This window comes from Afipia dichlorophenoxyacetatis, from assembly GCF_055386385.1.
Genome location: NZ_AP029250.1, coordinates 3,577,589 through 3,601,440, shown reverse-complemented (window position 1 = coordinate 3,601,440; position 23,852 = coordinate 3,577,589). Strand labels below are relative to the sequence as shown.

Annotated in this window: 17 protein-coding genes; 9 read left to right on the top strand and 8 right to left on the bottom strand. The window is 56.8% G+C overall.

Annotated features, from left to right (window positions below; translation table 11 throughout):
* Positions 1-121: 121 nt before the first annotated feature.
* From ACZ5C3_RS16875 to ACZ5C3_RS16845, 7 genes are all read left to right on the top strand, one after another.
* Positions 122-730, top strand: coding sequence for a class I SAM-dependent methyltransferase (locus ACZ5C3_RS16875; protein WP_464044790.1), 609 nt, complete (start codon positions 122-124; stop codon positions 728-730).
* A gap of 167 nt (positions 731-897) precedes the next feature.
* Positions 898-3,129: a peptidase domain-containing ABC transporter gene (locus ACZ5C3_RS16870; protein WP_464044173.1), complete on the top strand. Its 2,232-nt coding sequence runs from the start codon at positions 898-900 to the stop codon at positions 3,127-3,129.
* Positions 3,119-4,468 (top strand): HlyD family type I secretion periplasmic adaptor subunit, encoded by a 1,350-nt coding sequence (locus ACZ5C3_RS16865; RefSeq protein WP_464031451.1) that lies wholly within the window; start codon positions 3,119-3,121, stop codon positions 4,466-4,468. Before ACZ5C3_RS16870 ends, ACZ5C3_RS16865 begins: the two co-directional genes overlap by 11 nt.
* The gene (locus tag ACZ5C3_RS16860) at positions 4,465-6,510 is read left to right on the top strand and encodes a tetratricopeptide repeat protein (RefSeq protein WP_464031450.1); all 2,046 of its coding nucleotides are present in this window, start codon (positions 4,465-4,467) and stop codon (positions 6,508-6,510) included. The genes ACZ5C3_RS16865 and ACZ5C3_RS16860 overlap by 4 nt, the downstream gene beginning before the upstream one ends.
* Before the next feature lie 35 nt (positions 6,511-6,545).
* The gene (locus tag ACZ5C3_RS16855) at positions 6,546-8,750 is read left to right on the top strand and encodes a glycoside hydrolase family 99-like domain-containing protein (RefSeq protein ID WP_464031448.1); all 2,205 of its coding nucleotides are present in this window, start codon (positions 6,546-6,548) and stop codon (positions 8,748-8,750) included.
* A 14-nt stretch (positions 8,751-8,764) separates the two neighbouring features.
* Positions 8,765-9,688: a glycosyltransferase family 2 protein gene (locus ACZ5C3_RS16850; protein WP_464044172.1), complete on the top strand. Its 924-nt coding sequence runs from the start codon at positions 8,765-8,767 to the stop codon at positions 9,686-9,688.
* Between the two features lie 158 nt (positions 9,689-9,846).
* Positions 9,847-10,974, top strand: a complete 1,128-nt coding sequence (locus ACZ5C3_RS16845; protein WP_464031446.1) for a glycoside hydrolase family 71/99 protein — start codon at positions 9,847-9,849, stop codon at positions 10,972-10,974.
* 25 nt (positions 10,975-10,999) lie between these two features.
* Here ACZ5C3_RS16845 and ACZ5C3_RS16840 read toward each other — a convergent pair whose 3' ends face one another.
* From ACZ5C3_RS16840 to rfbA, 5 genes are all read right to left on the bottom strand, one after another.
* Entirely contained in the window at positions 11,000-11,968 is a 969-nt protein-coding gene (locus ACZ5C3_RS16840; RefSeq protein ID WP_464031444.1) for a glycosyltransferase family protein, read from the bottom strand.
* A gap of 151 nt (positions 11,969-12,119) precedes the next feature.
* A complete protein-coding gene (locus ACZ5C3_RS16835; protein WP_464031443.1) occupies positions 12,120-12,668 on the bottom strand; it encodes a hypothetical protein in 549 nt (182 codons plus the stop codon).
* 85 nt (positions 12,669-12,753) lie between these two features.
* Positions 12,754-14,055: a UDP-glucose dehydrogenase family protein gene (locus ACZ5C3_RS16830; RefSeq protein ID WP_464031442.1), complete on the bottom strand. Its 1,302-nt coding sequence runs from the start codon at positions 14,053-14,055 to the stop codon at positions 12,754-12,756.
* A 67-nt stretch (positions 14,056-14,122) separates the two neighbouring features.
* Entirely contained in the window at positions 14,123-15,190 is a 1,068-nt protein-coding gene (gene rfbB, locus ACZ5C3_RS16825; protein WP_464031441.1) for a dTDP-glucose 4,6-dehydratase, read from the bottom strand.
* Positions 15,191-15,210: 20 nt separating this feature from the next.
* Complete coding sequence (gene rfbA, locus ACZ5C3_RS16820) at positions 15,211-16,086, bottom strand: glucose-1-phosphate thymidylyltransferase RfbA (RefSeq protein WP_464031439.1); 876 nt, start codon at positions 16,084-16,086, stop codon at positions 15,211-15,213.
* A gap of 131 nt (positions 16,087-16,217) precedes the next feature.
* On the opposite strand from rfbA, the gene rfbC reads away from it, so the two are divergent.
* Positions 16,218-16,772 (top strand): dTDP-4-dehydrorhamnose 3,5-epimerase, encoded by a 555-nt coding sequence (gene rfbC / locus ACZ5C3_RS16815; RefSeq protein WP_464031437.1) that lies wholly within the window; start codon positions 16,218-16,220, stop codon positions 16,770-16,772.
* The gene (rfbD, locus tag ACZ5C3_RS16810) at positions 16,772-17,686 is read left to right on the top strand and encodes a dTDP-4-dehydrorhamnose reductase (RefSeq protein ID WP_464031435.1); all 915 of its coding nucleotides are present in this window, start codon (positions 16,772-16,774) and stop codon (positions 17,684-17,686) included. Before rfbC ends, rfbD begins: the two co-directional genes overlap by 1 nt.
* A 96-nt stretch (positions 17,687-17,782) precedes the next feature.
* Here rfbD and ACZ5C3_RS16805 read toward each other — a convergent pair whose 3' ends face one another.
* From ACZ5C3_RS16805 to ACZ5C3_RS16795, 3 genes are read right to left on the bottom strand one after another with little or no spacing between them, the layout of a single operon-like run.
* Positions 17,783-20,134 (bottom strand): glycosyltransferase family 2 protein, encoded by a 2,352-nt coding sequence (locus ACZ5C3_RS16805; protein WP_464031433.1) that lies wholly within the window; start codon positions 20,132-20,134, stop codon positions 17,783-17,785.
* Between the two features lie 2 nt (positions 20,135-20,136).
* Complete coding sequence (locus ACZ5C3_RS16800) at positions 20,137-22,551, bottom strand: glycosyltransferase family 2 protein (RefSeq protein WP_464031431.1); 2,415 nt, start codon at positions 22,549-22,551, stop codon at positions 20,137-20,139.
* Between the two features lie 60 nt (positions 22,552-22,611).
* Positions 22,612-23,484, bottom strand: a complete 873-nt coding sequence (locus ACZ5C3_RS16795; protein ID WP_464031429.1) for a hypothetical protein — start codon at positions 23,482-23,484, stop codon at positions 22,612-22,614.
* Positions 23,485-23,852 lie beyond the last annotated feature (368 nt).

Here is a 23,852-nt window from a genome sequence, read left to right as displayed (position 1 = left end):
CCTTTGTGGGGCGACATCGATAGGAGCGGTGGTCGGCCCCTGAGGCTCGAATGTCTTAGTCCTTGTTCGATACGCCCGATTGTGGCGTCAGGAGTTGATCTTGCCGGCCAGCAGTAAGCGCTTGCTCAACGCGGGCTCCGGACCTGGAACCGCCCGGCGAATTGCTCGAATGGTAGAGCAGCAAGGCTGGGAAGAAGTGCGCTTTGATATCGATCCGCATGTCGGACCTGACGTTGTGGGCTCGGTCATCGAGATCGGAAGATCCTTTGAGCCGCAATCGTTCGATGGGGTGTGGTCGTCGCATGTGCTTGAACATCTCTATGCCCACGAGGTCTTTCCAACGCTGTGTCAGTTTCGTCAGGTTTTGAAGCTGGACGGTTTTGCTTTGATGATGAGTCCGGATATCGAAGCTGTGGCTCATTTTATCGTTGAACACGGCATTGCCGCGATTGCCTACAATTCTCCAGCGGGCCCCATCAGGGCGCTCGACATGCTCTACGGTCATTCGCGCGCGATCGAAGAGGGGCACGTCCATATGGCCCATCGCACCGGATTTACGGCAGAGCGGCTTGGCAATCTTTTGTTGATGGCAGGTTTCCCGACCGTGTCTGTAACGACGGCGAACTTCGAAGTCTGTGCGTTGGCACTTATGCCTGAGGCCGACGGTGTAGCCATCCAGAAGGCTTTGCTGGAAACAGGTTTCAATTTTCAGGAAGTGTCAGCGTCGTGAGCGATGTTCGTTCTACCGCCAATACTGTTCAAAATAATCGCCCCTCACTTTAAATGTTAGTGTTATCGTTATTTTTGTTGTATCTAATGTTATGAATCAAAACGGATTGTCGTTTGCCGAAAGGGAGCGATGATTTGTGATCGATCGCAACAGACGGGCTGAGCTTCATGACTGTCCAAGCTGCCGCCGAAAATACTTATGTCGATCCGGTGCCGCCGTCCGGGCTCGAATCTCTGATCATCGTCGCGCGACAGCACGGGCTGCATCTCACTTCGACGCAACTTATCAAGGATAACCTTCTCACTGATCAAGAGGTGACGCTTGATCAACTCGTTCGCTGCGCCGAGAAGGCCGGCATGCGGTCGAAACTCGTCAAGCTCGATTGGGACGGTCTTTCTCACCTGAACAAGGCGCTCCCGGCCATCGTTTGCCTCCGTAATGGAAGCTACATGGTGTTGCTTCGTGTCGACGGGGACGCCAACAACACTCGTATCGTGCTCCGCGATCCAAATGCGGCGGAAGACGCGCTGCTCGTGATCGACCAGCCGCGCTTCGAAGACATCTGGTCCGGGGATCTCGTTCTTGCCAAGCGCAACTACGAGATCTCGGACGAATCGCAGCCGTTCAGCCTCGGCCTCGTAACCGCATTGTTGTTCCGCGAGCGGCGCATCGTCCGGGACGTTGCGATCTCTGCACTGATCCTCGGATTTCTTGGTCTGGCGCCCATCATGTTCTGGCGGTTGGTGTTGGACAAAGTAATCTTCTATCAGGCATTCAACACCTTCTATGTGCTGTGCCTATCGATGCTGCTCATCATCGCCTTCGAGGCGGCGTTCTCATTCCTGAGGCAGCTCCTCGTGCATCGCCTGACGACCAGGCTCGACGTAAAGTTGTCCACCTACGTCTTCGAAAAGGTCCTCAACCTTCCCATCGACTATTTCGAACAGACCGCCGTCGGCCTTGTCGCGCGTGACATCCGTGAAGTGTTTCGCATTCGCACGTTTTTGATGGGGCAGTTGTTCGGCACGGTTCTGGATTCAACGACACTGATTTTCTTCCTGCCTGTCATGTTCTTCTTTAGCCCGATCATGTCATTCGTGGTCCTGGCTCTGTCGGGATTGATCGTCTGCTGGCTTGTGTTGATGCTGCCGACGTATCGCAAGGCGTCGAAGGCGGTTCTTACCGTAGAAGGTGAGCAGGGCGCGTTCCTGGTTCAAACGCTCAATGGCATCCGGACGGTGAAATCGCTGGCGCTCGATGCGCGGCAGCGTCACAAGTGGGACGTGCTGGTCGCGCGCGTCGCCAAAGCCCGGCTGACGGAAGGGTTGACCGGAAACGCGATCCAGGTGGTGGTACGTCCGTTGGAACGGCTGGCGGTGAGCGGATCATTTGCGCTCGGCGTCTTTCTCGCGCTTGAAAACAAGGACCCCGTCTTTCTCGGGGCGCTGTTTGCCTTCCTCTTGTTGTCTCAGCGCGTGGCGGGCCCGTTGATGCAGATGGCCCAGCTGATCAATCAATACGACGAAGCCCGCAGTGCGGTCGCGACGGTCGGCAATCTCGTGAATCAGCCTCCCGAGGAGGGGCGCTCCGGACACGGCGTTCGGTCTCCGGTCGATGGCAAAGTGGAGTTTTCCGGCGTCACCTTCAAATACAAGGGGGCGGTCTCGCCAGCGCTGAAAGGCGTCTCGTTCGAGGTCTCCAGAGGAATGACACTTGGCGTGATGGGCAAGAGCGGCTCCGGCAAGACCACGATCACGCGGCTCTTGCAGAGATTGCATTCTGAATATGATGGGCTGATCAAGCTCGATGGAATCGACGTTCGCGAATACGACGTCGATCACCTGCGGCGGAGTGTCGGCGTCGTGTTGCAGGAGAACTTTCTTTTCAGCGGGTCGATTCGAGAAAACATCACGGCAGCCAAGCCAGACGCGACCTTCGACGATGTTGTCAAGGCGGCGCGATTGGCGGGCGCCGAAGAGTTCATCGATAGGCTCCCGCGCGGTTATGAAACCTATGTCTATGAGGGGTCGCCCAATCTCTCCGGAGGGCAGCGGCAGCGGCTTGCGATTGCACGTGCGCTGATCGTCGATCCGCCAATTCTCGTTCTGGACGAGGCAACGAGCGCACTCGACGCTGACAGCGAGGCCATCGTGAACGCCAACATTACGCGGATCGCGAGTGGCCGGACGCTGATCATTATCTCGCACCGGCTTTCGTCGCTGACGAATGCGGACGCCATTCTCGTGCTCAATCGCGGAGTGGTCGACGACATCGGGCGGCATGAGGAATTGCTGGAGCGGAACGAGATTTACGGCTCGCTCTGGCACCAGCAGAATACGCATCTAACGCCCGCTCGGGCGGACAAGCCAAATTTCCGGAGTCCGACTCTTGTCTCCTAATCAGGCTTCGCTCGCTACCGTTCGCCAGTTCCAGTCGGAAACCGATGCAATTCGTGAGGAATCCGAACCGCTGATTGCGCGTGCCACGTTGTTCACGCTTTCCGCGTTCATGGTCGCGATTGTTGCGGTCATGTGCTTGACGCAAGTTGATCGCGTTATCACCAGCCTCAGCGGAAAAATCGTGCCGGTCGGTCAGATCAACGTTTTGCAAGCGCTTGATCCGTCGATCATCAAGACGATCGACGTGCGCGAGGGCGAGCAGGTGCAGCCCGGTCAATTACTCGCCACGCTCGACGCAACGTTTACGTCCGCCGATTTGACGCAGGCGAAGTTGCAGATCGCGAGTCTTGATACGCAAGTCGCGCGCGATGAGGCCGAACTGGGGCAGCGTTCGCTCGTATTTGCCGACAAGTCAGATCCCGATTTTCAGAAATACGCTGCCCTGCAGAAGGCGCTCTACGATCAGAGGATGGCGCAATACACTGCTCAGCTCAACAGCTTCGAATCAAAGATCAAGCAAACGCAGGCCACAATCGAAAAGCTGCGTGGTGATGATGTCAAATATCGGCAACGCGATGAGGTGCTGCAGAAGATCGAGGAGATGCGCACGACGCTTGCCGAGATGGGCTCGGGCTCGAAGCTCAACATGTACATTTCCCAGGATAGCCGGCTGGAATTGTTGCGGACATTGGAGAATACGCACAACAGCCTGATCGAGGCACAAAATACGATGGGATCGCTCATTTCCGATCGTGACGCTTTCAAGCAACAGTGGTTTGCGCAACTGAGCCAGGATCTCGTGACCACGCGCAACAAGCTTGATGATGCGAGAGCATCCTACGAAAAGGCGCTCAAACACCAGGACCTTGTGCGATGGACCGCGGCCGAACCATCTGTGGTGTTGACCATGGCAAGGCTCTCGGTCGGTTCTGTCCTCAAGCCAGGCGATCCCTTTATCACGCTGATGCCGATCGACACCAAGCTTGAAGCGGAAATCAGGATCTCTTCGCGGGATATCGGATTTGTCCGCGCCGGAGATCCCTGCATCATAAAAGTCGATGCTTTCAATGCGGCGGAGCACGGTACCGCTAGCGGGAAAGTGCGCTGGATCAGCGAGGGCGCGTTCACGACGGATGAGGATGGCAAGCCGCTCGATTACACTTATTACAAGGCGCGCTGCTCGGTGGACGCGTCCAACTTCAAGGGTGTTCCGAGCAATTTTCGGCTCATTCCAGGCATGACTCTTCAGGGCGACATCAATGTCGGCACGCGATCCGTTGCGATGTATGTGCTTGGCGGAGTGGTCAAGACTGCGCGAGAGGCCATGCGTGAGCCATGACGATTTTGGCGCGATCGCTTTTTGAATGGTTTCGACCAGCTTCCGCGTTTTCCAGCGCCAGCTCTTTTAAGCGTGGACTGGAAGCCTATGAGCGCGACCGATATCTGGACGCGTTGAAGCTCTGGAAGCTGGCGTCAGAGGCCGGTGATTCCGAGGCGAGCTACCGGATCGGGATGCTTTACGCGAGAGGCGAGGGTGTCATCAGGAACGTGCCCGATACCGTTATCTGGTACGAGCGCGCGGCTAAGCTCGGCAATGTCGAAGCACAATTCCAGCTCGGCCTGATTTTTCTTCATGGGCACGAGGCGCCGCTCGGCCAATATCGGCCTGAAACATGGCGCCAATCTTCTGCAGTCCGGCTGGGCGAGAAGGCATCGAATATTCATCACCTTGTATTCCCGCATGGGACAAGCGTTGAGCCTGATATCAAGGCTGCCTTTCGGTGGATATCGACCGCGGCGGAAGCAGGCAAGCCCGAGGCTCAGACTGTTCTCGGCAACTTGTACACCGGAGGGCACGGTTGCGGGAAAGATCTTCAGGCGGCGCTCGAATGGTATCGGATCGGGGCTGAACAGAAGTGTGCGCCGGCTGAATTCGCGCTTGGGGATGTTTACTATCAAGGCCGGGGCGTTCCCGTCGATTTTGAGCAAGCCGCCATTTGGTATCGCAAGGCGGCCGAACAGGATCACGTAAGGGCGCAGGTTGCGCTCGCCTTCATGAACTTGAAGGGCACGGGCATGCCCGAGGCGCCGGCCGAAGCCGCACGACTATTTCTAGGCGCAGCCAAGCATGATGATCCGATCGCTCTCTACAATATCGGTCTGCTGCGCCTGAACGGCAACGGCGTCGCGATGGATATTGACCAGGCCGAAACAGCGTTGCGCAAGGCTGCGCGCAAGGAGTACCTCCCGGCAATCCAGGCGTTGGCGGAGTTTTATTCGCACGGCGCGGGCTCCGAGCCCGATCTACGGGAAGCGACAGTCTGGTACGAGAAGGCTGCCGAGCGGGGCGATGTGCAAGCGCAATTTTTCATGGGCCGCTTCTATGCGACCGGCACAGGTGTCGGTCCGAACATCCGTCAAGCTGCAAAGTGGTTCGAGCGCGCGGCCGAGAACGGTCACGCGACCGGCGCGTTCAACATCGCCATGTTCTATCTCAATGGCTCCGGCGTCGAGCGTAATGTGGAGAGCGCGATCAAGTGGTTCGAGCGTGCATCCGAAGGCGGTATCAGCGCCGCGCAGGTGCAGCTCGGGAGGCTCTATTCGGCAGGCAACGGTGTTGCGCGCGATCACAAGCTGGCGGGAGAATGGCTGAGCAAGGCCGCAATTGGCGGCGATCCTAACGCCAAGACGACTTATGCGCTTTTTCTGCTACATCAGGATGATTCGACAGAGCTGCTTGATCAGGTGCGATTGCTGTTGACCGAAGCGGCTGAAGCCGGACACGCGCCGGCCGCATTTCAACTCGGTGCTTTGCAGATGAGTAGGTCCGGCAGCGAGGCTGCGGACGTTCAAGCCGCTGTCCCATGGTTCACGTCAGCCGCGACAGCAGGACATGTCGAAGCTCAATATACATTGGCGCTTCTGTATCTCGATCCGAACAGCGCCGTGAGCGATGTGCAAGCGGCCGTCTCATGGATGACGACGGCAGCGCGCGCAGGTCATGCGGGCGCACAGTTCCAGCTTGCGGTGATGTATTGCGTCGGCACCGCCATGGCCCAGGATCTCGCGCAGGGCGTGAGTTGGTACGAGGCCGCTGCGCAGCAGGGGCATACGGTCGCGCAGTACAATCTCGCAGTAATGCTTGGGAAAGGTCAGGGATGCGAGGCCGATCCGAAGAAGGCTGTCGAATGGTTTCAGAAAGCGGCGGAGCAGGGCATGGCGGAAGCGCAGCTTGCGTTCGGAGATGCGCTGATGTCGGGCATCGGTATTGCGCAAGAGAGGGATATGGCCGTGCACTGGTATCAGCAAGCCGAGCGGCAAAATCATGAAGGTGCCACGCGGCGGCTGAGTGCGATCGGCGTGACGTCAGTCGACAGTTGAGTTTTGTTTGAGGGCTAGTAGGAGATCGGGGTGCAATGAATAAAATTCTTGAATACAGCGTCAAGGATGCGAAGGACGCACAAGCTGTCACCAGTCCTCTTGCACAAGAGGAAAATCTCCAAAGCCTGTTCCTTGACCCCGATTTGAGCGATCTGGAATCGGGTGCCCGCCTGCGTGGCGCAATACTTGATTACTCCGGCCGGCAAATCTCAGGTTGGATTGTCGATGCCCGGTCGCCAACCGCATCAATTTCCCTTTCTCTCTTTGTAGGTTCTCACGCAATCGAAGAGACGAGAACGGGCCGCGCAGCTCCTGCGGGGATTGGTTCGCGCAAGGCAATCGGCCGTCCCGGCTTCCGTATCGATCTGGCGAAGCCGGGAGCCCGTCGGCGCCTGGCGCGGGCTCTTGGAAAGACGCTGACGGATGGGGGGCAGCCACAGATCTATCTTCGCGTCAGTCTGGACGATGGTGAATACTTCGAGATACCGCTCTTCGATAACATTGCACCCGACGAAGTGATCGTTGCCTTGGGATTTTCCAGCGCCGATTACAGCGACCTGCTGATTCCGAACAACAACGGGATTGTTACGACACCTGCGGATCCGACCGACAAACAGGTGCGCTATGTTTGCTTCTACCTTCCGCAGTTTCATTCGTTCGTGGAGAACGACAGATGGTGGGGGCCCGGTTTCACCGAGTGGACGAATGTTTCGCGAATGCGTCCGCAATTTCCGACGCATCAATCACCATGGCTGCCGGCAGATCTCGGCTTTTACGATGCAAGATTGACGGAGACCCGTCGGCAGCAGGCTGACCTGGCGCGCCGCTACGGCATCGATGGCTTCTGCTACTATGTCTACTGGTTCCAAGGGCGCAGACTTCTCGAAAGGCCGCTGGAGCTCCTTCTGGAAGATGGAGAACCGAGTCTGCCGTTCTGCATTTGCTGGGCGAACGAGAACTGGTCTCGTCGTTGGGATGGCTCAGATGCTGAGCTTCTGCTCGGACAAAATCATTCTCTGGAGGACGATGTTCGTTTTATCGACGACATGGCGGAGCTTCTGCTCGACGAGCGCTATATCGCGGTAGATGGCCGCAAGATCATACTCGTTTATCGGCCGTCGTTATTGCCGGATAGGCAGCGCCTGTTCGAGGTCTGGCGCGCGCGGGCAAAGGAATTGGGAATTGGAGAGATTTTGATCTGCAACGCTATGACGTTCGGCGAATTTGATCCGCGGGACGTGAGCTGCGATGCGGCGGTGGAATTTCCTCCTCATACCATCTCAACAATGGAGGTGCCGCTCTCGGACTTGGATGCCCCGGCGACCTTTACAGGAAAAGTCTACGACTACGTTGATGCCGTGCGCTCGTCGTTGGGAAAGACATACGATTTCCCTTACTTTCCAGCAGTTATGCCGCGCTGGGACAATACGCCTCGCAAAGGATCGAGAGGGCACGTCTTCAACAGGTCTAGCCCTGAGGCGTTCGAAGTATGGCTGCGGGATGCGACCCGTCGAGCGCAAAAGGGCGCATTTTCAGAACCGATCGTCTTCATTAACTCCTGGAATGAGTGGGCTGAAGGGGCGCATCTGGAGCCGGACTCCCGGTACGGCCGAGCATTTCTCGAAGCATTGAGGAGGGTGGCTTCGTCCGAGCCGATCTCGACTCAGGTGCGTTCGAATCCGGAGTTGCTGGATTGCCTGAGCCGGCAGGAACTTGAGCAGGCGATGAAGGAAACTGCCACGCACGTCGAATTGCTCGGCAATCTTTATCGATCGGAGATGTTCTATTCGGGCTTGCAACACGCGCGAAATGGGATGCCCGTGGAAATGGAAGGTGCATCTGAGAGCCCGGCGGGTTCATTGTTTGCAATTGAGAACATAAACGCTCAAACGGGCGAACGAGTGGTGGTCGATCCGCGATCGAGTATTCTCGTGCGAGGATGGGTCTGCGCAGGCGGGGGCTTTGAGGCGGCCAGGCACAGGATGGCTTTCTTGGTTCTACTCTCGTCGAATCCTGAAAAACAGGATCAGAATAGTTACTGCTTGATTGTGGACTGGCACGAACGACCTGATGTCAAGGAATACATGAGGGCCGAAAGCAAAGACTGCTATTTCGGCTTCCAACTTTCGTTTCTCGCACGCGATATAGCTGACGGCGAGTACAGGCTCGGAGTTCTGGAGGTCGGAGAGGGAAGTCGTGCGCTGGTGATGTCGAGTCATTCGATTATCGTGCGGCGTTAATCTAAGGATTCCAGATGTTAGCCAGCGTCGTAATCGCTTGTTATAAGCATGAAGCGTACATTGAAGAGTGCCTCGAGACGGTCTATCAACAAACGTTCCCGAGTGTCGAGCTGATTGTCGTTGACGATCATTCGCCCGACAAGAGCTTTGAAATCGCGCAGCGGCTCATCAAGAAGAAGTCCTTCGGCAAGCGGTTCGTATCTTGTACGCTCTTGAGAAATCCTCTCAACTTGGGAGCGCACTGCACCTGGAACAGGGCGTTATCCCTTGCCAAGGGAGACATGATCTTCTTCCTGAATTCGGATGATGCCTTTTCAAAGGATCGCGTTCAGATATTCGCGAGCCAATATGGCAGCGAGAAACTGTTCTTCGGCTTTTCGGCCGTTGAGCCGATCGATGAAAATGGCAAGCCGATAACCACCCATCAATTTCCAACGAACCTTCGGTACGCTATCGACCGCGCCCGAGTAGCGGGGTCTCCGCTATCCTGGGCGTTCCTGGATTCGCAGATCGCCGCTTCCACCGGAAATTTCGTGTTGAGCCGCGAGTTGCTGCGACAAATCGGATGGCTGTCTGACTTGAAGTACTGCCATGACTGGGAATTTGCATTGCGCGCTGTAACCGTGGTCGAGCCTAAATACGTGGAGGCGGATCGCTATATGTATCGGCTCCATTCCACGAACAGTTTTCGAAGTCTGAGCAACGTGGCCGAAAGCGAGACAAGGGCCTGCATGTCGTCATACTGTACGAATGCAATAGCCCGACGGCCAATCAACAGGGCTTGCCTCAGTCCGATAAATTTTGGCGATGCATTCTATAAGTTCATCAGGCTTCATCCCAATTTCAACTATTGGGTGAAGCAATTGTATGCTCCTTATCAATCGGATCATCGGACTGTTGAATGGAATGAACGGACGATGCCGCTCAACTGGCGATAATCCCAGCTTTGCCAGTTTCAGACGGCGAGGAAGTGACTTGCATCCCTATCTTCGAGACGGAGAAGGCACCGTGCAAGGAGTATGCGGAGCGACTCTTCTTTCAGAATGCTGAGTCTTCCGGGTTACTCGGTTCAAACACCAAATTGCAGAGGCACGCTATGAAAGTGTTTTCGCGAAGGGAAATCCTTATAGCTGGTGCCGTCGCTATGCTGTCTGCTCCCACCAGGGCGGCTGAGAAGCAAGCTGTGGAAATTGGGGTCATTCGATGGGACGCATGGTTTCCTGGAAGCCCCTATTCGAAAGTACTAGCCGAGCCACGTTGGCAAGAGCGCCTGCCCGAATTCACGAAGGGAAACGACAAGGATGTTTGCATTTGCGGAAGCGACCTAGAGACCCTTACGGCCGAGGCAGAGGATGCCCTGAACAGCGGCATCACTTACTTTGCATTCGACTATTACTTTCCAGAAGATGGGTCGGGAAATTTTAGCCAGAACTGGCAAGGAATGGGGCAGGCGCTGAGGTCATTTCAACAGCTGGATACCAAGCTCAAATATTCTCTGATATTCGACGCTCGCTTTGCGATGTTCGACAATCCCAAATACCGCGCAGACGTTGTTGATGAACACGTCGCCGCATTTGCCTCCAAGAACTACTTGAAGACCCAAAGCGAAAGGCCGGTCATATATATACTGATGCTGAACCCTAAGGAGTTTGAGAAGAACAAGCCTCATATAGACCGGATCGAGCAGTACTTTTCCCGCCTCAAGTCGAAATGTGCTGAACGCGATTTAGAAAGTCCGTATCTCGTTGTCGTCACTTTCAGCCCGACCGATGCACGAATGCTCATTTCGACATTCGGCTTTGATGCGGCTACATCCTATGGGAATCCACGCGGATCGCAGAATACGCCACCTGGACATGAGCTACCATTTTCCAGTTGTGCGAATGGCAGCCGTCGATATTGGGATACGGCAAGGTCGATTTCAATTCCATTTATCCCTCCCGTTGCCTTGGGATGGGATTATCGTCCGAACTTGGATGAGCCCAATCTAGCGAAAGGTCGAAATCCAGCGGGAGACTACTGCAACGTTCCTTCCGATCAAGAAATAGAAAGTCTTGTGAGGGAGGCGTATGACATCGCGTTAGAGTCAAATGTCTCCTTTCCCTCCATGCTGATTTATGCGTGGAATGAATATACAGAGGGAGGCTGGATTGCTCCTACGAAAGGCGAGGGCCGGAGGCGCCTTGATGCGTTGAAGTCAGCGTTGTCGTCTCAGAGTAAATAGACGCTCTTTGTGATCCGAGCATTGATCAAAGCTTTAATACGTCTTTCGCGATCTTGTCTCCGTTTTGCACAAAGTACTTAAGTGCGTCTTGATCAGCTTTGGAGTTGAACTCGATCATTCGAGATTCTTGTAGACGTATGGAATGCAAAGGAATCTCCTTGCTCGGCAGGCATTCGATGCCTTTTTGAGCAATCAGCTGCTTTAATTCGGAAACATAAAGCTGAATGTTATAGCTGTCTTTCTCCGTTGTTCCGCGGGCGATAATTTCTTCGACTGTGTCGCCCGCTTTCGCGAACCCTCTCGCAACGAGCTTATTAACATTCGTGACTATGCGTTGCTCGGGGTAAAGCTGAGTCATATGTTTAAGGAACAGCCTGGTCGAAAGCGGACCAGCGAAACACTCCCGTGGAATCTGGGTATTGTGGCCAATGGTACCGGCTTTACCCTTGGGCCACTTCCTGATGACGGGTTTGCCCCACATCAAACCGCTGTGTAGGCTGGTCGCACTTGGTCCGAGATAGAACATATCCGAAGAGTGCGGTACGTTATATATCCAGGTGGAAGGAAAAATCGACGCGGTAGGATTGTCCTTCAACAATACCTGCACATCAAGCGACCATTTTGACGCGTCGGAATCGACGCAAACGAGAAACTCGTCTGTATCGAGAAAAATAAGGCTGTCTGACGATTTGTAGACGGCGTCATAAAGCGCGTCCATCAGCACGTGATCATGTAGATCATTGTGAAAACCAGCATACTGGAAGATCAAAATGTCTGAGCCAATACGATCGTAGAAGTCCAACACTTTCTGATCGGTCGACATATTGTCGATTATGATAAGCGCCGATTTTGGTACTATGCGCGAGTGATGCTCGATCCAAGAAGCCAGATGAAAGGGATCATCTTTGGTCTTCAGCATAATACGAAGATAGGATTCGGTTTCACAGATACGCTTCAAAATCTCAGCTTTCTGTGTTGCCCAGTTCAACGGCATTTCTGCTCCAATCCGCTGGTCTCCCTATGTGGGAAGGCGTTTGTGAAATTATGAGGACCGCTCAAAGGTGTCAACAATACATATGTTATGATCGATTCAGAAGATAATGTTGTCGTGTTAACGCGCGCAAGCGAACGTCAGAGCGGGGACACTACGCCGGCTCTGTGCGGAACGATCGAAGGATGGCCTCCGCAGCATCTTTTTTAGGGAGCGGAAGGAAGAACGATATGTCGCCAGCCGTCGCAATCTCTTGGGCGATCTCTCTGACACAATGATAGTTGGGACGTGAACTGAAGTCGTGGATGCCGATAATTGCATTTGGACGACAGTGCAATACGATCTGGGCGAAGCACGCCACTCTGAAGCGGCCATCGACGAGATACAGATCTGCCTTGGCGCCACGGGGTATCTTCCAAATAGCGGAGTGATAGTCCGGCCAGCGCGATTTGGTGGAGGCATCGGTTGGAAAACCCCAGTTGCCGGTCGGGCCGATATCGATAAAAGTCAGCTCAGGCTTTGTTTGACTTGAAGCGCAGGCGCTACTCACTTGATCTAGCCATTGCTGGGACGAGTCGACCGAGAGTATTGAGTTTTTGACATGCTTCGAAGCCAAGACAGTGCTTCCGCCGGTTCCAAATTCCACATAATCGCGACTATTTCGTACGAAAGACAGAAACAGGGCTGCTTCTTCGGCTGACATTCTTGGTAACAATTGACGCTTCCTTTCCCGATCGCAGCCAGGCATAGCCAGGCTGACAACTCATCACTGGTTTGAGGGGGCGGCTTTATCGCCGCCCGATACTCTCATATTTGAACCCGGCCGATTGCACGTCCTGTGGCCGATAGATATTCCGCAAATCCACAATCACCGGCGTCGCCATGGTCGCCCTGATCCGCTCGAGATCCAGCGCACGGAACTGTCGCCATTCCGTCACGATGACCAGCGCGTCTGCGCCGCGGGCGCAGGTGTAGGGATCGTCGCAATATTCGATGCCGGAAAGTTCTTTTTTCGCCTGCTCCATGCCGACGGGATCATGTGCTTTGACCTTGGCGCCGAAATCCAGAAGGCCAGCGATCAGCGGGATTGAGGGGGCCTCGCGCATATCGTCGGTGTCTGGCTTGAAAGTCAGGCCCAGCACGGCGATGGTCTTGCCACGGAGGTCATTGTCGAGTGCGCCGGCGACCTTGCGCGCCATCGCGCGTTTGCGGATTTCGTTGACGGTAAGGGTTGCTTCAACAACACGAAGCTGCACGCCGTAATCGAGCGCGGTCTTCGACAGCGCGCGGGTATCCTTCGGAAAACACGAGCCGCCATAGCCGGGGCCGGCATTCAGGAATTTGGTGCCGATACGGTTGTCCAGCCCGATGCCGCGCGCAACCTCCTGCACGTTGGCGCCGACCTGTTCGGCGAGATCTGCTATCTCGTTGATGAAGGTGATCTTGGTCGCGAGAAAGGCGTTGGCAGCATATTTGATCAGTTCGGCCGTGCGACGGCCGGTGTAGAGAATCGGTGCCTGGTTGAGATAAAGCGGGCGGTAGATTTCGCCCATCACCTTCCTGGCGCGATCATCATCTGTGCCGACCACGATGCGGTCGGGATGTTTGAAGTCGTGGATCGCCGCACCCTCGCGCAGGAATTCCGGGTTCGAGACGACCGCAAAGTCGGCCCTCGGATTGGTCTCTCGGATCGTCCGTTCCACTTCGTCCCCGGTCCCGACCGGGACGGTTGATTTGGTGACGATGACAGTGAAGCCCTTCAGATGCATCGCGATCTCGCGAGCCGCGGTGTCCACGTAGCTTAGATCCGCGTGTCCGTCGCCGCGCCTCGATGGCGTTCCCACCGCGATGAATATGGCGTCCGCGTCGGCGATGCTGGAGAGATCGGTCCCGAATTTCAGCCGGCCTGAATTTGTACCGCTCTCCACAAGCTTATCGAGATCGGGCTCGAAGATCGGAATCTTGTATTGCTTGAGGGCTGCGATCTTATCGGTGTCTTTGTCGATGCAGGTAACGTCGTGGCCGAAATCAGCAAAACAGGCTCCGGACACAAGGCCAACATAGCCCGCGCCAATCATCACAATTCGCATCGTATTACGGCCCCAGGTTGCCGGTCATGAGAGGGAGAGGGCCTGCCGCATCAGGGAGGCCGCTGCGCTACCCGTTGAGTCCCACACGCTTTGCCGCATAGCCTCGCTCTAGGATCGCCTGCCACCAGAATTGTTTGTCGACATACCAGCGCACAGTCTTCTCGATGCCGCTTTCAAAATTCTCCTGCGCGCGCCAGCCGAGTTCACGTTCGAGTTTTGAGGCGTCGATGGCGTAGCGACGATCGTGGCCAGGACGGTCGGCGACGAAGGTCATCAGGTGGCGGCGGGAACCCTTTGCGCTTGGCGCGACATGATCGAGGAGGTCGCAGATACTTTCGACCACGTGAAGGTTGGTGCGCTCGTTACGGCCGCCGACATTGTAGGTCTCGCCGACCACACCATGCTCAAGCACCAGCGCGAGCGCCTTCGCGTGATCCTCGACATAGAGCCAGTCGCGGATGTTTTTGCCGTCGCCATAGACGGGCAGCGGTTCGCTGGCGAGGCCCTTGATGATCATGTGCGGGATCAGCTTCTCCGGGAAGTGATAGGGCCCGTAATTGTTCGAGCAATTGGTGATCAGTGTCGGCAGTTCATAGGTCTCATGCCAGGCTCGCACCAGGTGGTCGGAGGAAGCCTTGCTCGCTGAATATGGCGAGTTCGGTGAGTACGCGGTGGTCTCCGTGAAGAAGCCATCATCGCCGAGCGAGCCGAACACTTCATCGGTAGAGATGTGGAGAAAGCGGAATTGTTCGCGCTTCTCGGGCGACAGTAAACGCCAATAGCGCAATGTTTCCTGCAGGAGGGTGAACGTCCCGACGATGTTGGTCTGGATGAATTCGCCGGGGCCGTCGATCGAGCGGTCGACATGGCTTTCGGCGGCGAGATTCATCACCGCGTCTGGCTGGTATTTTTCAAAGAGACGGCGCAGACCGGAACCTTCGCAAATACACTGTTTCTCGAAGGCGTAGTTCAGGTTTTCGTTTGTCCCAGGCAGCGAGTCGAGGTTCGCGGCATAGGTGAGCTTGTCAATATTGACCACGCGGGCGTGGGTATTCTGCAAGAGATGACGAACCACAGCCGAGCCGATAAATCCAGCGCCGCCGGTAACAAAGATAGTCGAAGCTTTGAAGTGCATGTCGGCTCCGTGCATTCGAATCAGGCGTATTGTGAGCGCGCAACTGACTTCAAATATTCGCCGTAGCTGCTTTTCCCATTCTTCTCGGCCGCCTTCTCAAACGCCTGAAGCGAGATATAGCCCTGCCGCAGCGCAATTTCCTCAGGGCATGCGATGCGCAAGCCCTGCCGCTGTTCCAGGATCTGTACGAAGTGGCTGGCCTCGACCAGTGAGGAATGAGTGCCGGTGTCGAGCCAGGCAAAGCCGCGACCGAGCACCTCGACATAGAGGTTGCCGCGCTCGAGATAGGCGTTGTTGACATCTGTGATCTCGATTTCGCCACGTGCTGATGGCTTTATGTTCGCTGCGATCTCGACGACGTCGTTGTCATAAAAATACAGCCCGGTGACGGCGATATTTGATTTCGGCTGTTTCGGTTTCTCTTCTATCGAAAGTGCGCGTCCGGTGTGATCGAGCTCAACCACCCCATATTGTTCGGGGGTGTTGACGATATAACCGAACACCGTCGCTCCCACATTGCGGGTGGATGCTGCGGATAACATATCTGGCAGTCCGTGACCGTGGAAAATGTTATCCCCCAACACAAGGGCCACCGAGTCCGAGCCAATGAAGTCGCGGCCGACGATGAAGGCGTCCGCCAGCCCGCGAGGTGTTTCCTGCGCAGCATAGCTAAAGCGCATGCCGATTTCGCCGCCATCGCCGAGCAACCGCTCGAACAGCGGTTTGTCTTGCGGTGTCGAAATCACGAGGATATCGCGAATTCCCCCTAACATCAGCGTAGAGAGTGGATAGTAGATCATCGGTTTGTCGAAGACGGGCAGAAGTTGTTTTGAGACAACCGTCGTCACTGGGTAAAGGCGTGAGCCCGTCCCGCCGGCGAGAATGATACCCTTCATGAGCCCCTCACATTGAATGATAACAAACATAACATATAGTGTTAATCGCGCAAGTCTGTTATCGATATGAAGTCGGATTTGTTATCAATGTGGAGTCACCATGTGCGTCTGGAAAATCAAGGTGTCGTAAGATGAATATCATTCGGACCGAGCTTCCCGAGGTCATCATCATCGAGCCCAAGCTGTTCGGCGATCAGCGCGGCTTTTTTCTCGAAACTTATCAATCTCCCCGTTACGTCGAACACGGCGTCAGTCGCTCGTTCGTTCAGGACAACATGTCCCGCTCCGCCCATGGCGTATTGCGCGGGCTGCACTTGCAAAATCCCCTTACACAAGGAAAGCTAGTAACAGCGCTACGTGGTAAGGTTTTGGACGTTGCCGTCGATGTGCGCGTTGGCAGCCCGAATTTCGGGCGTCACGTTGCTGTCGAATTGAGCGAGGAGAACAGACGACAGCTCTGGGTCCCCCGTGGCTTCGCGCACGGTTTCGTTGTTCTTTCCGAGACAGCCGATTTTTTCTATAAATGCGACGATTTTTACAGTCCGAAGGATGAGGTGTCGATCCGCTGGGATGATCCGGCGATTGGTATTGATTGGGGCGTCGACAAGCCGTCGTTGTCGGCCAAGGATGCGGACGCGCCATTGTTGACCGACGTAAAGAACCTTCCAGTGTACGGGCAGATCTGATGCGGATATTGTTGACGGGGACAAATGGCCAGGTCGGCGGGGCGCTGCGGCCGCTGCTGGCCATGTATGGCACGGTCATCGCTCCCTCACTCATCGAGTTCGATTTGTCGAAGCCTCAGACGCTTGACGAGGCGCTCGATGGCTTCAGGCCCGATCTCATCATCAACCCTGCGGCCTATACTGCGGTGGATCGTGCCGAGGATGAGCGTGAGCTTGCCTTCCTCGTCAACGCCAAGGGTCCCGAGGCGATCGCGAAATGGGCGGCACGGAATCGCGTGCCGCTGATCCACTTCTCCACCGACTATGTTTTCGATGGATCAGGTGACAAACCGTGGCGTGAGGACAGCCCCGCGGGCCCGCTATCGGTCTATGGAGCGAGCAAGCTTGCCGGCGACCTAGCCATCCAGGCGGCGGGAGGGCCGCATTTGATCGCGCGCACCTGCTGGGTCTACGCGGCGAGTGGAGCAAATTTTCTGCGCACCATCGCGAGGCTGGCTGGTGAGCGCAAGGAATTACGCATTGTCGCTGACCAGATCGGCGCCCCGACCACGGCAAACACGATCGCCTCCACCGTTGCCGGCATCGTGACGTCAAACGCGTCGAACCTGGAAGAGTTGTTCACGAGCAGCGGCGGTGTGGTCAATCTTGCCTGTGCCAGCGAGACAAGTTGGCACGGCTTCGCAAGCGCCATCGTCGCCGGGTTGAAGTCGCGGGGTGTAGCGCTCGCCGTGGAGACGATCATTCCGATTGCGACAACCGATTTTCCCACCAAAGCGAAACGCCCCGGTAATTCCAGGCTCGACCTATCACGCCTGAAAGATCGTTTCGGAGTGACGATGCCGGCCTGGCAGGACGCGTTGATGCCGGAACTCGACGCCTTCGTCGCCTTGCAAAGCGAAGCGGTGAATCGATGAGCCGTTAGGGTGCTTTCGTCGCCTCTGTCGCGAAGGAGGGCGCAATGCCGCTTTGCGGCAGTGCTTTAACCTGACTGGGAATGCTTCTGTCGCCCGTCAAAATCCCAATGCCAAATCGCGCGCGATCGGCGAGCTATTATAGCGAGGTGTCCGTCGTCCCGCAGGCCAAGCCAGGCCGCTATAGGGGACGCCATCGCGTGACAGTTGCGGATTGTAGGCCGGGTCGTCGTTAAGCGAGTCGCCCCAGCGCGCACGCAGCACATTAAGCTCATGTTCAAACCGGTCTCGCCGATCGGCGCGATTGTCCTTTCCGCGGCTGGCGGATTCAGCGTGAATCAGCTTCGCATGCGGCGTGAAGACAATGCGCTTGCCGGCTTCGCGCAGGCGCAAACAATAGTCGACATCATTAAGCGCCACAGCGAAGCGGGCTTCGTCCATTCCGCCGATCGCAAGATAGTCGCTTCGTCGGGTCGCAAGGCAGGCCGCAGTCACCGCGCTGCATTCGTGCGCCACAAGGAGCTGATCGAGAAAGCCGGGATCATCACTGAAGCGGTCGGTGAAGGCGTGGGTGACCGAGAAGTTCATACCCAGGACGATGCCGCCGTGTTGCACGACGCCGCCAGGCCAGGTCAACAGCGCACCGACCGCGCCGACATCCGGTTCGGTCAGTCGCGCCAGCATCTCCTCGAGCCAGTCGTCGGATGTTGCCTCGATGTCGTTGTTGAGAAGACAAAGAACGTCGCTATCGAGCATCGCAGCGGCCTGATTGTTGAGCCTTGCGAAATTGAACGGCCCTTCGATCCGCAATGTCCGGATACCACGCCGCGGCAAATCCGCAAGAAAGCCGATCGTTTCCGGATCGGTGCTGTCGTTGTCGACGATGAGGATATCGGCATGACAACGCTCAACCGCCGGTGCGATGCTGTTGAGGCAGGTGCGCAGGAGAGAAACGCGGTCGCGCGTCGGGATGATCACGCTCACTCGTTCTTGTGGAATGGACCGCTTGATTCGAACAGCAGGAAAGAGATGGCCTTGCTGCTCCGTTACGTCCACCTTAATGCTGCGCGCGCGCAGGTGCATCTGGCTCGCGGCGGAAAGATGAGAGGAGGCCCTTGCTCGATTGAACTTGGGCATGGTTGCCAGTGTTCCGGGCAGGTGGAGGATATTTGCCTGCATCGGACTGATATGATCGAGCAGGCAGTTAAAGAGCCGGTAGAGGTTGTCCGGACGCGTCTCAAGGGCCGCGATTAGGGCGTCGCGGCGAACCGCGAACAGGTGAGCGCAGTACCCTTGCTCAAGCATTCTCTCGTAATCGAACGCCGGAAAGGCAAGCGGCCAGAGGCGGCCATCGTCAGCGAGAAAGTCGAGATCGCCGTACATTGCGACCGCATCCGGGTAAGCATCGAATGCAGCGGCAATACGGGCTAGCGCGTGCTGTTCGAAGGACATGCCCGCCATGGTCACGACGACGTGGCGCGCATCGGCTGCGGCATCGTGGAGAAACTCCAGCAGGGCATCGCTGTCGACCACGAGCGGCTGACCGTCAATCGCACCTGCGGTCCAATTCTCGTGGCTTTGCGTTTCCAGCGTAGCAAGCGTCTGCTGAGCGCTGGCACTGCCGGCGACAACAATGGCTAACTGAAGCGAGCTTGGCTCCGGCTCCGGCAGCGGAAAGCGATCGCGCCAATCGGCATAATCGGCGAGCGGGAGCGAAGCGGGAATAAGCCGATCGTACAATTTGCCACGCAGGCGTTCGGCGTCATGGCCGCCGATAGCATCGATCATTCCGGTGAGGCCATCGGGAAACGCAACAAAGACTGCCGTCGTCGGAAGTTGTTCGCCATCCTCTTTGCGCAGGACAACCCTGTGGACACGTCCGTCTGCAAAGCGTTGCGGGACGTAGAAATTAAAAGCACGGGCGTTGCGCGATGTCTGCCCGTCGGCCTCACCACCGACATGCGTCCAGGCCGTGGCGCGTACCTGCGCGGCCGGTTCTCCGTCGACGATCGCTTCCAGAATGACAACAACATCGCCGTCGATCCAGCCCTCGAAATGCAGGCCCCCCAACCAGCGCAGGTTGCTGCTCGGCCGCAGATCGGCCAGCTCTGCGCTCTCGGTGTCAAGGTCGATAGGGTCACCAACGGGAGTTCCGAGATTGGCGAGACGCGCCTCAAGAAGACCCGCAGCACGAAGCAGATCGGGCTCGATACTTACCGCAAAGCCGAAAGTGCTGTTCTGCACTTGCTGAGAGAGTTCAAGGACAAAGGCATCGGCATAGATCGTCTTCAGCACCAGGCCGTCGAGCAGGATGTCGACCGTAAAGCGGCGCCCGGGAGTCAGTGGATCAAACACGAATCCCGAAACCGTGCCGTCCTGCGCCAGCATAAGCCGGCTGACCAGCTTCGGTTCGTCTATTGGTTCCGTGTGAGTTCGGATGAGACGGTCCATGCTTACCGTCCGATCCACTCGATGATGGCATCGACAAGTCCCGCCTCGTCCACATCGGCGGGAATAGCAAGATCACCCTTGCGGGTTTTTGTCGATCCGGCGGACCAGTCGCGATATGCGACAGGTATCGAGGCCTGCCTTGTCGTCTCAATGATTGGATGTCCGAATACTGGGTTGTCGAAATCGGTAAGCAGCCAGCCTGGATGATGCGGCGCCAGGACATCTCCAATCTCATCGGCTGTGACGGGACCCGTTATGAAGACGTTCGCATACGACATCAGACGGTCGTCGTCACAGGTGGCACCGGCGATGACGATTGATCTGGATGGATACTGTTGCCCCAGGCGATCCGCCAGTCTTCGCATCACGCGAAAAGCTGCGGGTGAAGGAGTGGATGGAACGACGGCAAGCGTTTTGCTCGCGCCGGAGATCGGCGCGAGGAGTAAGGAACGGGTTGGCCAATCCTGGAGAATGATCTCGCGGCCGGGCCAGCGAGCCTGAGCAAACGCCTTAGCCGTCTCGCTGGGAACAAGAATCGGCATGTTATCGGGAAGCGAGGTGATTGCCTCGCTCAGACCACCTGCTGTTAGCCAGGGATGGATGAGGATGCCAAGTTTCTGGATCAGCGTGACCAAATGCGGAAGTGGATTTGGGTCGAGAATCTCAACGCGGCCAGCGTGCAGCCGTGCAATGATGTTGGCGGCGTCCGCGATAGCTGCCTCGGTGTCCAGCTTCAAGCGGACGGCCTGTGGACTGGCCCCGTCGGCGGCTTTGAGATGGAAGACATCGCGGTCCCGCAATAGGAGGAGAGCACGCTCGCCGCGTTCGCGGAGATGGCGCGCTCGTTCCCCGGCGATGGCAGCGGAGCTCCGTTGATTCCCGACAAGGAGCACGGAGGGCTCGGAAGGCCAGGGCAGGGCGCGATCGAGTCTTTCGCGCGCTGTCCTTAATGGATTGGCGATCTCGAACGCGCGACATTCTTGCCGATAGTCCGGGAACCGCCGGTCCAGAACGTCGAGATTGCGCAGCACCAGGCCTCGCTTCTCGTGCTGAAAGGATTTCGAGCCGTGATGTCCGACATAGACCGACGGTGCGCAGACGCTGCGAAAATTTTTCGCGCGTGCGCGTAGACAGAGATCGACATCCTCGAGATAGCCTCGTTCAAAATTCTCCGAGAGCCCGCCAACGGCGTCGAGACAGCTGCGCGTAATATAAAGGCAGAATCCGATGCCGCTCGGCACGTCGATCGCATCGCTCGCATTGGCGGTGCTTGCGACCCGATCGATCCCGAGGATATTCTCATAACCTTGCATCTGGTTGACATCATTCGGCGTCGGAAACGAACAGATGTCGCCGTTGTTTGACAGCGGCGTGACGGTTCCAATGTCAGGCGCAGAATTCGCAACCGCTGCCAATCGACTGACGAAGCCGGGCGGCACGATTGTATCGGAGTTGAGTAGCAAGACGTCGCCCGCCGGTACTTTCTTCAGCGCGCGGTTGACTGAACCGACAAAACCCAGATTGGCCGCGTTGACGAGAAGATCGATCGTCCCGGCAGCGGCAAGCGTGTTGAGTTCGTGCCGCAACTCCGCTTCCGGGCTGGCATCGTCGACAGCCAGAATGCGGAATTCACTGGAAGCCCGTGCCTTGATGAGGCTGTCAAAGCAGGCAAGCGTTGTCCGTGCATCCCGGTACACCGGAACGATGACGGTGGGTATGATGTCGGATCGTAGCGCGGCAGAGCGGGGAGGGTCGATTTGCGGCCCGGGCGGCAAGGACAGATTGGGCGCTAGCCGTCGAACCTGGAAAATCTCTTCTTCGCATTTCAACATCAGCGTCTGAGGCATTGTGGATGGCGGCCGCCGAACCAGAAAGGCGGTGGCCTGGACGTCCATCCCGGCTAGGGCGTGAAATGAATTGGGTTCGAGCAAACTGGTGAGAGTGCCGTGCTCGGTTGCAAGGCTGACTTCGATCATGGTTGCCTTGGTCCAGGCGACCCAGCCTGTTACATGATTGTCGAACACCGAGTATGACGCCCAGTGCTGCTCTCCTGCATGCCGGAGTTCAGCTATGGCAGCACGGAGGACCGCCGGATTGCTGTCACGGCTGATCAGATTGACGGCCGCGGTTCGCCGCCGATTGTCCGTGGCCCAGATGAGCATGCGGCGGTTGGCGCCAAGATCGGAAGGATCGACACGGAGCGCTTCAGCGAGGTCCGCAAGCGCCGCTTCTTTGCGTTCGAGCCTCCAGTTCGCCTCCGCGCGGAGAACGAAGCAATACGCAGCCGCTGGTGGCCCAACACGGCAACGTCGATCCGCGTATTTGAACGCTGCAGGAAAGTCTTGAGCCGTCAGTGCCTGTGCGGCCAGTCGTTCGAACGTGGTATGTGAGTACGACACGACAAGCGAAGGGGTCACTGCCGAGAACCATCTGAGGGTGCCCCGACCGGTTGCGTCTGTCTCATTTGATATAATGTATCAAATGGCACTCGCTTGGCGCGGTCGGCTGCGAAAGACCCGTACACGTGCGGGAGCGGTAGGCTCGCGCGGCGCTACGGGTGTCACAACCTGTTCCGCGGTCGCGATGCGTTCGATGCCGATCCGAAGGCCGACCAGAGGTTCGCGGCTGGTTGGACCCGACAGCACCACACGCTTGCCGACCGCGTGCAGAGTCGGCGCATTCAAAAATCCTGCATCCGCGACAAATTCCAGTTCATCGGTGCCGTTCATTTCGAGAACCACCGCCGTGAGGGGCAATGCCTGTCCGCGGGTGCCGGCGTATGTCCCGAGTGGCACCATCCTGCCGCTGCCCGCCTGACCGTTGGCGAATTGGACTGCATAACGAATATCGACACCCGTTGGTTTGTCCGGCCATTCCAGAGCCAAGCCTTCCACGCGGGACGGCGCAGTCGGACCCGCGATCCATGCATTGGGACCGACAACGATGTCGCCGCGACCAGCCACGTGGCCAAGTAGTTTCAGGCCCTCCGTTGCAACCTGCGTGTGCAATCCTATGCCGCTGGTTTGCACGTCGGACGTAACAGACATTCGGCCAGCGTGGATTGGTTCGATGCTCACCACGGCAGCCCGCGATCCCCCTGGTCTTCTCGGCTGGACCCGGACCTGCAAAGCACCGGGCGTGTTGACACGCACCACCAGGCCGGAATTGGGCTCTCGCAGCGTTGGCTCGGTTGCGTCGGGATGGAGTATGATCTCCATACGCCGCTCATGCCCCTCGGCTGGAGCGACCGTCACGTGAGGTGGCGAGAGAGAATCGTCCGCGCTCTTGTAGTTGATGAAGAACAGTCCGCGCTCGAGACTTGCCATCTTCTGTTGCTCAACGTTGTTCATCAAACTCTCCGAAACAGATTTATTTTGCGAATGGCGAGGCGCACGACCCGCTCACTCAAGACAATCCGAGAAATGACTTCTGGGGAAAGGCGGCCACCAGGCTGGCTGTCGGCGCGAGAGAACGTTGAATGTCTTCGATTTCTGTGCTGAGCGACTCGGCCATCTTGCGCAGCCTGTCGTTTTCTTCTCGCAACAATGCGATGGAGTCTGCGACGTTCTCAGCGCTGCTTAGATCTAGATGCTGGACTTGCGATTGGTTGCCGGAAGGACCTTGTGTGAGTCTGACTCTCATCCCGTTAGTCCTTGCATTTCCAGTACGACGCTGACTTTGAATTCGCGTTCTTGTGATTATGATTGATTGAAGATTT

Bases quoted from the DNA above. Each gene is read 5' to 3' on its own strand.
- ACZ5C3_RS16850 (WP_464044172.1), top strand. From the start codon at position 8,765: ATGTTAGCCAGCGTCGTAATCGCTTGTTATAAGCATGAAGCGTACATT.
- ACZ5C3_RS16855 (WP_464031448.1), top strand. From the start codon at position 6,546: ATGAATAAAATTCTTGAATACAGCGTCAAGGATGCGAAGGACGCACAA.
- ACZ5C3_RS16860 (WP_464031450.1), top strand. From the start codon at position 4,465: ATGACGATTTTGGCGCGATCGCTTTTTGAATGGTTTCGACCAGCTTCC.
- rfbC (WP_464031437.1), top strand. From the start codon at position 16,218: ATGAATATCATTCGGACCGAGCTTCCCGAGGTCATCATCATCGAGCCC.
- ACZ5C3_RS16805 (WP_464031433.1), bottom strand. From the start codon at position 20,134: ATGGACCGTCTCATCCGAACTCACACGGAACCAATAGACGAACCGAAG.
- ACZ5C3_RS16830 (WP_464031442.1), bottom strand. From the start codon at position 14,055: ATGCGAATTGTGATGATTGGCGCGGGCTATGTTGGCCTTGTGTCCGGA.
- rfbA (WP_464031439.1), bottom strand. From the start codon at position 16,086: ATGAAGGGTATCATTCTCGCCGGCGGGACGGGCTCACGCCTTTACCCA.
- rfbD (WP_464031435.1), top strand. From the start codon at position 16,772: ATGCGGATATTGTTGACGGGGACAAATGGCCAGGTCGGCGGGGCGCTG.
- ACZ5C3_RS16795 (WP_464031429.1), bottom strand. From the start codon at position 23,484: ATGAACAACGTTGAGCAACAGAAGATGGCAAGTCTCGAGCGCGGACTG.
- ACZ5C3_RS16840 (WP_464031444.1), bottom strand. From the start codon at position 11,968: ATGCCGTTGAACTGGGCAACACAGAAAGCTGAGATTTTGAAGCGTATC.
- rfbB (WP_464031441.1), bottom strand. From the start codon at position 15,190: ATGCACTTCAAAGCTTCGACTATCTTTGTTACCGGCGGCGCTGGATTT.
- ACZ5C3_RS16835 (WP_464031443.1), bottom strand. From the start codon at position 12,668: ATGTCAGCCGAAGAAGCAGCCCTGTTTCTGTCTTTCGTACGAAATAGT.
- ACZ5C3_RS16845 (WP_464031446.1), top strand. From the start codon at position 9,847: ATGAAAGTGTTTTCGCGAAGGGAAATCCTTATAGCTGGTGCCGTCGCT.
- ACZ5C3_RS16870 (WP_464044173.1), top strand. From the start codon at position 898: ATGACTGTCCAAGCTGCCGCCGAAAATACTTATGTCGATCCGGTGCCG.